The following is a 517-nucleotide window of genomic DNA, read 5'->3' as shown; positions in this document are numbered from 1 at the left end:
GGCGGTTTCACCGGTTTTGGTGCTCAAACAGATGTTCCGCACAATTACCCACCGGGTTTCGATCAAGCTGCGTTTATTAACGGTTCTCGTGAGCACTACCGCATTTTGCAAGGTGCGTGGAACCACAACCAACTAGACACTATTGAAGAATATGTTTCTCCAAGTCTATTTGAAGATCTGAAAGCTGAGCGCGCGAAGCTAGAAGGTGAGCAGCACACTGATGTGATGTATGTCGATGCAGAGATCGTTCGTGCTGAATACGATGTGAACAAAGCACAATTAAGTTTGCAATTTAGTGGCCGTTACCGTGATGCTGCAGAAGGTCTAGAGGAAGATATTGAAGATATCTGGCACCTAGAGCGTGACCTAACGGTACCGAATGCACCTTGGTTGATTGTTGGTATTCAAGGTTAATCACCAAGCTCGTTCAATTTAGTCTTAATTAAATCCCGCTATTTAGCGGGATTTTTTGTATCTGTTAATTGTTGGATGAGCGGAGATAGCTCTACAGGTAAAA

The 517-nt window shown here is 44.1% G+C and carries 1 protein-coding gene; it reads left to right on the top strand.

What is annotated here, in order from left to right; all coding sequences use genetic code 11:
• Window positions 1-414 (top strand): Tim44 domain-containing protein (locus tag R7190_RS30835; RefSeq protein ID WP_318138338.1); only part of this gene is annotated, 414 nt, incomplete at its 5' end.
• Window positions 415-517: the final 103 nt, after the last annotated feature.

This window comes from Vibrio sp. 1078-1 (assembly GCF_033340475.1).
The sequence above is the reverse complement of the archived record's forward strand: the minus strand, read 5'-3'. Positions and strand labels throughout refer to the sequence as shown.